Genomic DNA, 8,690 nt, shown 5'->3' with positions numbered 1-8,690 from the left:
GCCGGGTCCGCTTTTTGGCTGTGGACTGCTCGTAATCACCAAAACCGAACTGCTTGACGCCCATGAAGCCTGTAAACGGTTGGGATCACAAGGCCATTCTCGCGCAGGGTGGTGGGGTTTTCCAGAGTCTCCTTAATGGTGTAGCTTATGTGAATATTGTCGGCGCAGCTAATGAAGAATTCATTAAGGATCAGGGAAGCATAGACAATATTGATCAACGCATCTTCAATGCGATTCAGTCTATGGGAGTGCATACCATGCACATTACCATTCGGATTGCACCCATAGAAATCTTTGAATACCGCAACACCAGTTCTTCCTACTCATCCCAATCCTAGCTGGAAGCCTGTCGCGCATTGACTGCCAACACGCTCTCCACAGACGCCCCCAAGTCTGCCCAGATTCCAGTGGCTGCAATAGTTCTGGCTGAAAGAATGGGGCTTGCAGAAGCTCAAGTCCTTCCGTCCCCGGTAGGCGGAGCAGACCACCCTGCTGCCGCCATCACCCAGCGATTGGCTTTCGGATGACCACCAGGTGTATTTCCTGCTGGATCTGGTGGATGAGCTGGTTCTCTCACAGGTCCTGCTTCCTGCTCAGGCCAAGGATCCCCGTGGGGAGAAAGGGTTTGATCCGCGGATGCAGACGAAGTTTTCCGCGAAGCGGTTGACGATGCTTCTGCTCTACGCCTATGCGTGGGCATCGTCTCCTCCCGCCTGCCTGGCCGCAGGCCAGCGTGCCGGAGGCACTAGATCGAGCGGGCCTGCTACGAGGACCTGGCGTTCCGGGTGCTGACCGGTAACAAGTAGCCGGACCACAGCCGGATCAGTGAGTTCCGCCACCGCAATCTCGACGCGTTGAGCGATCTGTTTGTCCAGATCCTGCGGCTTTGCCAGAAGGTCGAGATCCTCGATGCCCAGGAGGATCGGCGCTATGGCAAGGGCAACCGCGGCAGTGATCTGCCCGATGAACTGCGGCGGCGTCAGGACCGGCTGGCCAGGATCCGTCAGGCCCGCCAGGAGATGGAAGCGGAAACCGCAGCAGCAACTGCGCGTCGGCGCCAGGAGGAAGCAGAAGAGGCCATGGACAAAGCCACGGCTGCCCGAGAGGCCGCTGCAGCGGCAGCGGATCTGAACCCGCTGGCGGCTGACGCCATGCCCAGGCGGGGCCTGGCCAGGAAGACTGACGGCACACCAACCAAGCCAACCCTGCGCAGTTTCACTGATCCAGAAAGTCACCTCATGACAACCGATGGCCACGTCATCCAGGGCTAAAATTGTCAGTTAGGTGTCGGTAGCGACCATCAGGTGATCGTGGCGGTGGGTGTGAGCAGATCCCTGGTATCTGGTCAGCAACGCAGAACCCAGCTTGGACTGGTCTGGAGCTACGGCCAGCGATTCTGCTGCGAGTAGCTGTTGCGTGATCAGAAATCCGGCCTCTTCAAGCTGGAGAGCCGCGGTCTGCGCGAACCGCAGCGCATTGATCGGCTGCTGGTGGTGGTGATCGCTGGGCTGGCCGGCAGTCTGCAGGGTTATGCGGTGAGCCTGGCCGGCGAACGCCGCCCCGTCGACCCCCACTGGCGGCGGGGCCTGATCTTTGTGCGGCTCGGCCTGAAGTGGCTGCAGCAGTGCGTGGCCCATACGGCCAAAGCCTTGCCGGCCTGGGCACCCATCCCACTGCGGGATCTGGGGGCCTGCATTCCCAGCCACGGCGTGCGGCGACGGCAGAAAGAGCCATGGTTCACGCACCTTGACCTGCCGCCACGGCCACGCAAGTCCCAGCCGCTGGCTGTCGCGTGACCGTCTCAGCTGAGGTGTGCCGGGCAGTCAGGCTCCTCGGTCACTTGCGCCCTTGAAAGTCCTCGTTGGAGTGGATGAAAGTGGTAGGGTGCATAGTTGATCGACGGTGCTGAGAACTGAATCCTGGCTGTAACCTCAACTGAAGAGTGAGTTGTCAAAGGGATGCCGAATCAAGGGTTCACCTTGATGTATCCACTGCAGCCAGCGTGCGCCGTACGGTCTGGGGGGAGTGAGAAACTGTTGTGAGACACTTTTCTGAACCGGGGGAGACGCACCGATGGATACTGTTCGCGAGGAAGAGCTTCAGCTGATCGACCGCTGGTGGCGGGCCGCCAGCTACCTGGCGGTGGGGATGATCTACCTGCAGGAGAATCCCCTGCTCGCTGAACCGCTGCGGCCGGAGCACATCAAGAACCGGTTGCTGGGCCACTGGGGTTCGAGTCCAGGCCAGGCCTTCATCTGGGCCCACGCCAACAGGGTGATCCGCGAGCGGGATCTGGAGATGATCTACCTCTCCGGGCCCGGCCACGGCGCCCCCGGGGTGCTGGGGCCCACCTACCTCGATGGAAGCTACAGCGAGATTTATCCCGATAAATCTCAGGATGCCGAGGGAATGCGGCGCTTCTTCAAGCAGTTTTCCTTCCCGGGCCATATCGGTTCACACTGCACCCCCGAAACTCCAGGCTCGATCCACGAAGGTGGTGAGCTGGGCTATGTGCTGTCGCACGCCTGCGGCGCGGTGTTCGACAATCCCAATCTGATCTCCCTGGCCTGCGTTGGGGACGGCGAAGCCGAAACCGGACCCCTGGCTACCTCCTGGCACATCAATAAGTTCCTCAACCCGATCAGTGATGGCGCCGTGCTGCCGGTGTTGCACCTGAACGGCTACAAGATCGCCAACCCCACCCTGCTGGCCCGCATCCCCCACGAAGAGCTGGCCAGCCTGATGCGGGGATACGGCTGGGAGCCGATCTTCGTGGAGGGCAGTGAGCCCATGGCGATGCATCGTGCCATGGCCGCCGCCATGGATCAGGCCATTGAGACGATCCAGCGGATACAGAACGAATGCCGCACATCCGCTCAGGCCCTGCGACCAGCCTGGCCCATGATCGTGCTTCGCTCCCCCAAGGGCTGGACCGGTCCGCAGGAATGCCAGGGCAAGAAACTGGAAGGCTTCTGGCGGTCTCACCAGGTGCCCCTGGCGGCGCCGAACAAGGATCCGGAACAGCTGGCCATGCTGGAGAGCTGGCTGCGGAGTTACAAGCCCGAGGAGTTGTTCGATGCCAACGGAACGCTCCTCTCCGATCTGCAGACCCTGTCCCCCCGGGGTGATCGCCGCATGGGCTCAAGCCCCCATGCCAACGGCGGCCAACTGCGCCGCAGCTTGCGGTTGGCGCCGATCGAGGCTTATGCCGTGCCGGTGGAGCAGCCGGGTCAGAAGGAGTACGAGAACACGGCCGTTCTCGGAGCCCTGCTGCGTGACACGATCGCCCGCAACCCCGACTCCCTGCGGGTGTTCGGCCCTGACGAAACCGCCTCCAACCGCCTCCAGGCGATCTATGAGGTGAGCAAGAAAGTCTGGATGGAAGACCTTCTGCCGGAAGATGCCGGTGGCGGCGAACTCGCCCGCAGCGGACGGGTGGTGGAGATGCTCTCCGAACACACCCTGGTGGGAATGATGGAGGGCTATCTGCTGACGGGACGCTATGGCTTCTTCCACACCTACGAAGCCTTTGCGCATGTGATCGCCTCGATGTTCAACCAGCACGCCAAGTGGCTGGAATCCTGCAACCTGCACGCCAAATGGCGGGCACCGATCGGTGCCTGGAACTGCCTGATTTCTTCCACCGTCTGGCGGCAGGACCACAACGGCTTCACCCACCAGGACCCGGGTTTCATCGACCTGGCCGGCAACAAGAGCGGTGAAGTGGTTCGGGTCTATCTGCCGCCTGATGCCAACTGCCTGCTGGCCGTGGCGGAGGAGGCCCTGGTGGAGCCGAACGTGTGCAACATCATCGTGTCCGACAAGCAGAAGCACCTCCAGTATCTCACCCTGGAGCAAGCCCGTGTCCATGTGGCCAAGGGCATCGGCATCGTGCGCTGGGCCAGCAACGACGACTGCGGAACTGAGCCTGATGATCCGGATGTGGTGATGGCCTGCGCCGGCGACATTCCCTCGAAGGAGACCCTGGCCGCCGTGGAGATTCTCCGCCTTGAGATTCCGCAACTCAAGATCCGGGTTGTCAATGTGGTCAAGTTGTTTGCCCTCACCCAGCCCACGGAACATCCCCATGGCTTAACGGATCGCGATTTCGATACGATCTTCACCACCGACAAGCCGGTGATCTTCAACTTCCACGGCTATCCGTGGCTGATTCACCGCCTCACTTACCGCCGAACGAACCACTCCAATTTCCACGTGCGCGGCTACAAGGAAAAGGGCAACATCAATACACCTCTCGAGCTGGCGATGAACAACCAGATCGATCGCTTCAATCTGGTGATGGATGTGATCGATCGTGTTCCGTCGCTCGGCTCCCGTGCCGCCCACCTCAAGGAACGCATGAAGGAGGCGATTCTGCGGCACCGTGAGTACGCCCATACCCACGGAATGGATGCACCGGAGGTCACCGACTGGCGTTGGACCCTGCCGGTCGCGACCTAGGCATGGCTGGCCAGATTCCTGCGGGAGATGTAGCGGTCCTGGTTCTCAATGCGGGCAGCTCCAGCCTCAAGGCTGCCGTGTTCACTCCTGATGGAGCCTGCCTCAGGCGTGATCAGCGCCCCTGGCACCCCGGCGACCAGGACGGCGACGGTGCCGCAGCGGCAATCGGTGAGGACAGTCGTGGGGTCGGCGCTTTGGAGCAGGTGATTGAAGGGTGGCTGCCCGCAGCGCTGGAGAGTCTGCAGGTCGATCTGCTTCTGGTGGCCCACCGCGTGGTTCATGGCGGCTAGCCTCGGAGGTGAGGATGTGATCGCCCTCACCGGAGGCATCGGTGAACACGACGATGCCCTGCTGGCCGAACTGGAGGAGGCAGTTGCATGCCTCATCCAGTCGTATAAAGAACTACAACTGATCGTTCTGCGGCCGCGTATGTGTTCCCTCTGTGTGACGGGGCCATCTCCCAAGGCACAATATCGTTTGGAGAAGCGAGCGATGTGTCCAACCAGCGCCGCCAAGGTGTGACAGTATTTGCGCCGATCAAGGGAAGCTCGAAGTCAAGAGGCTTCCAATAGCTATTCAGGATCAGGTGAAGCCAGGTGTTTTCACGCTTGAGCTGAATTGTGAGACCAATGCTGTGTGAGTTCTCTCCCCAGTCGGGGTTGTTGAGACGATTGCCATGCCAGGCCTTGGTGGCATCACGGATCAGAATATTCAGGCTTGTTCGTTGCTGTTCCGAGTGAAGGTCTCGTAGCAATCGGCGGCTGATCATCAGTTTCACAAAACGATGCAGATCGGCATGCTGTTCAAGCAGGGTCCAGTCGAACCAGTTCGAGGCATTATCCATCCCATAGGTGTTGTTGTTGCCATGCTGGGAGCGTCTGACCTCATCGCCCATCAGCAGCATTGGGATACCCAGAGAAAGCAGGGTGACAGCGAAGAAGTTCCGGATCTGCCGGCTGCGCAGGCTCTCCACGGCTGGATCATCGCTAGGTCCTTCCACGCCACAGTTCCAGCTACGGTTGTCGTCGCAGCCGTCGCGATTCTGTTCCCCATTGGCCTCATTATGCTTGTGGTTGTAGGAAACCAGATCGTTGAGGGTGAATCCATCGTGACAGGTCACGAAATTGATGCTCTGCTCCGCTTCCCGTTCCTTGTGTCCATAGATCTGAGGACTGCCGATCAGGCGATCAGCGAACCTGCCCAGGGACCCTGGTGCACTGCGAAAGAAGTCACGGGCATCGTCGCGAAAGCGTCCGTTCCACTCGCGCCAGCTGTCGCCGACGAAACTGCCCACCTGATAGAGCCCTGCGGCATCCCAGGCTTCAGCGATCAGTTTGGTTCCCGCCAGCAGCGGATCCGATTCGATGTCCCAGAGAACGGGGGGATTGGGAAGTACATGGCCTGCTGAATCGCGGGCGAGGATGGAGGCCAGATCAAAACGAAAGCCGTCCACATGCATCTCCGCAACCCAGTACCGGAGACTGTCAACTATCATCCGTCGCACAACAGGGTGGTTGGCATTCAAGGTATTTCCACAGCCTGAATAATCGGCGTATTGACTGCCCTCTTCCTTGAGAAGATAGTAATTTGGATTGTCGATGCCCCGGAAGCAGAAGGTGGGCCCATCCACACCTCCCTCTGCCGTGTGGTTGAACACCACATCGAGGACCACCTCAATCCCTGCACGATGCAGGGCTTTCACCATGTCCCGGAATTCATCGACAGTGGCCAGGGGGGCTTCCCCGCAGCTGTAGCCCGGATGGGGCGCGAAGAATCCCAGGGGCTGGTAGCCCCAGTAGTTCCCATGGCCTGAGGGGGCGGCCTGACGATCGAAGGCAAAAACCGGCAACAACTCCACGGCTGTGATGCCGAGATCCTGCAGATAGGGAATCTTCTCGATCAGGCCAGCATAGGTCCCCCGCCGCTCCTGGGGAATTCCGGAACTTGGATGGGCGGTGAATCCCCGCACATGCATTTCATAGATGATCGTGCGGGCACAGGGATGGCGCAGAGCCTCATCACCCTGCCAGTCGTAGGCTCCTGGGTCGACGACGACACTTTTCATGGCTCCGGATCCCTCCGGAATCGCCACAGCCCTTCCATAGGGATCGAGTAACACCCTGGAGGGATCAAAGTACAAGCCGCGCGAAGGGTCCCAGGGACCATGGACCCGGTAGCCATACACCTGACCCGCCTCCACACCGGGCACGAAGCCATGCCAATAGTGGTAAGTGCGATTGGTCAGGGGATCGAGCCTGACGACCCGGGACGGCCGCGTGTCGTTCATCCCGTCGAACAGCAGAAGGTCCACAGCCGTTGCCGTTCTCGAAAACAGGCAGAAATTGGCACCCCCCTGCTCCAACGTGGCGCCGATCGGGTGGCTGCGACCTTGGGTGGATTCATCCATGGCATCAGTCTGCACGAATCACGTGAGCACAGAGCCTTCCACGAAGGGTTGTCCTTCGTGAAGAGCCCGAAGATTTACCCCAGTGGTGCGCGAGCGATGTCCATCAGAGCTTCGTGGGTGAGAAAGGCCTGATGGGCCGTGATCAGCACATTCGGAAAGGTCAGCATTCGGGCCAGAAGATCATCCTGCAGCACGGTTCCGGAAAGATACTCGAAGAACACCCTTTCCTCCTCTTCGTAGATGTCAGGTGCAACGCCACCAAGATGACCGGATTTCAGAGCTTCGATCAAGGCCGCTGTATCGATGAGTGCCCCTCGACTCACATTCACCAGGATCACACCAGGTTTCATGCACTCGATTGTTCGCGACGAATGAATCATGTGGTGCGTTTCCGGAGTCAGCGGAATGTGGAGAGAAATTACATCGCTGAGGCTTGCCAGGGTGAGCGGTCCACGTAGGTGACCCCTTCTTGAGCTGCCCATGCCGAAGCCACGTCAAATGCGAGCAACGATTCGCCCGATCTTGCCGGTTCCTACAATTCCTACAATCTTTTTGTTCAGATCAAATCCGACCAGCCCCTGAAGTGAGAAATTCAGCTCTCTCACGCGGTTGAAAGCGCGGTGGATTCTGCGGTTCAGCGCAAGCAGCAAGGCCACAGCATGTTCCGCTATTGTGCATGAAGGGCAGATGGGAACACGGGTGACCGTGATCCCAAGACCACGGGCTGCAGAGAGATCCACATTGCTGAAACCTGTGCAGCGCAGGGCAAGCAATTCAGTGCCATGGGCGGAGAGCTGCTTCAGGCATTCCCTGTCCACGGCATCGTTGACGAACACGCAGACAGCTCGATCGCTACTGGCAGCCTTCTGTGTCTTCTTCTGCTGGGCTGGTGATTCTGAAGGATTCTGGGATTCTCATCGTCTGCCGTGGGTCAACCCACTGGCCAGAACTGCCGTGGAGACCCCTCAGTACCACCTCTCATAGAGGATCACCACAGGTCAGCACCAGCTCGAGGGCAAGATTCTCAAAGCATTGACGACACGTCCGCTCCAGCCGATCCCGCAGCAGATCCACATCCAACGCCGACAGAGCTGTGCTGGGATCGATGTACAGCACTCCCAGAACCGCCCGACCTGAGCTGAACACGGCATCGTCAACCAACCGGATGTGCTGCGATTCCAGCACCTGCCTGGCCATGGTGTGAACGGCCTGTCGGACTGTGGAATGGGCGGCCACGCCAGCCAGCTCACGCACCGCATCCCTGAGGCTCCGCAGTGGTTTCACCACCAACAACCCACACAACAGCAGGACGATCCAGGCATCACTCACCGGCACCATCCCCGCCAGAGGCGTTCCCTGCAGAAGGGGGGTGATGGCAAAGGCCATTCCCAGGCCGGCACTGAGGGCTGTCCCTACCAGCGTGGCCCGCCTTCCCATGGCCAGCAGCTGGCTTTGCCTGCCGCCGCGACGCTGGCGCCATGGAGGTGGTCGAGAATCCTGTCGATCGAGCTGATCGAGGCGAACACGAGAATTCCCTGCAGAAGGAGTGATCGACCCCCGTGTAGAGGGTTTCCAGTGCCCAGTAGCCGAAAGGATAGCGGCACTCCGGTGGTCGCAACAGCTGGCTGCTCAGCCGTGCTGCCACGAGAATCATCAGTGCATTCAACCCTGAAACCAAACCATCCAGAGCCAGAGCCAGAGCCAGAGCCAGAGCCTGGGCATTGCAGATCCAGGAGGCGATTGCTCCCGTCAGGGCCATGGTCAGGTTGATGAACACCGTGAACTGCAGACACTGCGAACTGCAGAGACCGCGATTCTTGAT

Annotated in this window: 8 protein-coding genes and 2 pseudogenes; 6 read left to right on the top strand and 4 right to left on the bottom strand. The window is 59.9% G+C overall.

Annotated elements, in window-relative coordinates; all coding sequences use genetic code 11:
• The first annotated feature begins 62 nt into the window (after positions 1 to 62).
• From FPZ61_RS10525 to FPZ61_RS15905, 6 genes and pseudogenes are all read left to right on the top strand, one after another.
• Entirely contained in the window at positions 63 to 338 is a 276-nt protein-coding gene (locus FPZ61_RS10525) for a hypothetical protein (RefSeq protein WP_185466481.1), read from the top strand.
• Positions 339 to 854: 516 nt separating this feature from the next.
• Positions 855 to 1,271 (top strand): hypothetical protein, encoded by a 417-nt coding sequence (locus FPZ61_RS10520; protein WP_185466479.1) that lies wholly within the window; start codon positions 855 to 857, stop codon positions 1,269 to 1,271.
• Positions 1,272 to 1,412: 141 nt separating this feature from the next.
• Positions 1,413 to 1,796: a hypothetical protein gene (locus FPZ61_RS10515; protein WP_185466477.1), complete on the top strand. Its 384-nt coding sequence runs from the start codon at positions 1,413 to 1,415 to the stop codon at positions 1,794 to 1,796.
• Positions 1,797 to 2,073: 277 nt separating this feature from the next.
• On the top strand, positions 2,074 to 4,461 hold the full coding sequence (locus FPZ61_RS10510; protein WP_185466476.1) for a phosphoketolase: 2,388 nt from the start codon (positions 2,074 to 2,076) through the stop codon (positions 4,459 to 4,461).
• A 2-nt stretch (positions 4,462 to 4,463) separates the two neighbouring features.
• The gene (locus FPZ61_RS10505) at positions 4,464 to 4,751 is read left to right on the top strand and encodes a hypothetical protein (RefSeq protein WP_185466474.1); all 288 of its coding nucleotides are present in this window, start codon (positions 4,464 to 4,466) and stop codon (positions 4,749 to 4,751) included.
• Positions 4,741 to 4,845 (top strand): annotated as a pseudogene (locus FPZ61_RS15905) (acetate kinase); the annotation flags it as partial. The gene FPZ61_RS10505 and the pseudogene FPZ61_RS15905, both read left to right, overlap by 11 nt.
• Here FPZ61_RS15905 and FPZ61_RS10500 read toward each other — a convergent pair.
• The 4 genes and pseudogenes from FPZ61_RS10500 to FPZ61_RS15900 form a co-directional block, all read right to left on the bottom strand.
• Positions 4,844 to 6,868 carry a glycogen-debranching protein gene (locus FPZ61_RS10500; RefSeq protein ID WP_185466472.1) on the bottom strand — a complete coding sequence of 675 codons (2,025 nt, stop codon included), beginning with the start codon at positions 6,866 to 6,868 and terminating at the stop codon, positions 4,844 to 4,846. The pseudogene FPZ61_RS15905 and the gene FPZ61_RS10500 overlap by 2 nt on opposite strands.
• Before the next feature lie 74 nt (positions 6,869 to 6,942).
• Positions 6,943 to 7,704: pseudogene (locus FPZ61_RS15570) on the bottom strand (NAD(P)-dependent oxidoreductase).
• Between the two features lie 142 nt (positions 7,705 to 7,846).
• The gene (locus FPZ61_RS10490) at positions 7,847 to 8,305 is read right to left on the bottom strand and encodes a hypothetical protein (RefSeq protein ID WP_185466508.1); all 459 of its coding nucleotides are present in this window, start codon (positions 8,303 to 8,305) and stop codon (positions 7,847 to 7,849) included.
• Entirely contained in the window at positions 8,190 to 8,645 is a 456-nt protein-coding gene (locus FPZ61_RS15900) for a cation transporter (RefSeq protein WP_185474822.1), read from the bottom strand. Before FPZ61_RS15900 ends, FPZ61_RS10490 begins: the two co-directional genes overlap by 116 nt.
• Positions 8,646 to 8,690 lie beyond the last annotated feature (45 nt).

Source organism: Synechococcus sp. BSA11S (genome assembly GCF_014224355.1).
Taxonomy (GTDB): domain Bacteria; phylum Cyanobacteriota; class Cyanobacteriia; order PCC-6307; family Cyanobiaceae; genus Regnicoccus_A.
The sequence above is the reverse complement of the archived record's forward strand: the minus strand, read 5'-3'. Positions and strand labels throughout refer to the sequence as shown.

Coding starts and splice junctions, on each gene's coding strand:
- FPZ61_RS10525 (WP_185466481.1), top strand. CDS start 63: ATGAAGCCTGTAAACGGTTGGGATCACAAGGCCATTCTCGCGCAGGGT.
- FPZ61_RS10510 (WP_185466476.1), top strand. CDS start 2,074: ATGGATACTGTTCGCGAGGAAGAGCTTCAGCTGATCGACCGCTGGTGG.
- FPZ61_RS10500 (WP_185466472.1), bottom strand. CDS start 6,868: ATGGATGAATCCACCCAAGGTCGCAGCCACCCGATCGGCGCCACGTTG.
- FPZ61_RS10505 (WP_185466474.1), top strand. CDS start 4,464: ATGGCTGGCCAGATTCCTGCGGGAGATGTAGCGGTCCTGGTTCTCAAT.
- FPZ61_RS10490 (WP_185466508.1), bottom strand. CDS start 8,305: ATGGGAAGGCGGGCCACGCTGGTAGGGACAGCCCTCAGTGCCGGCCTG.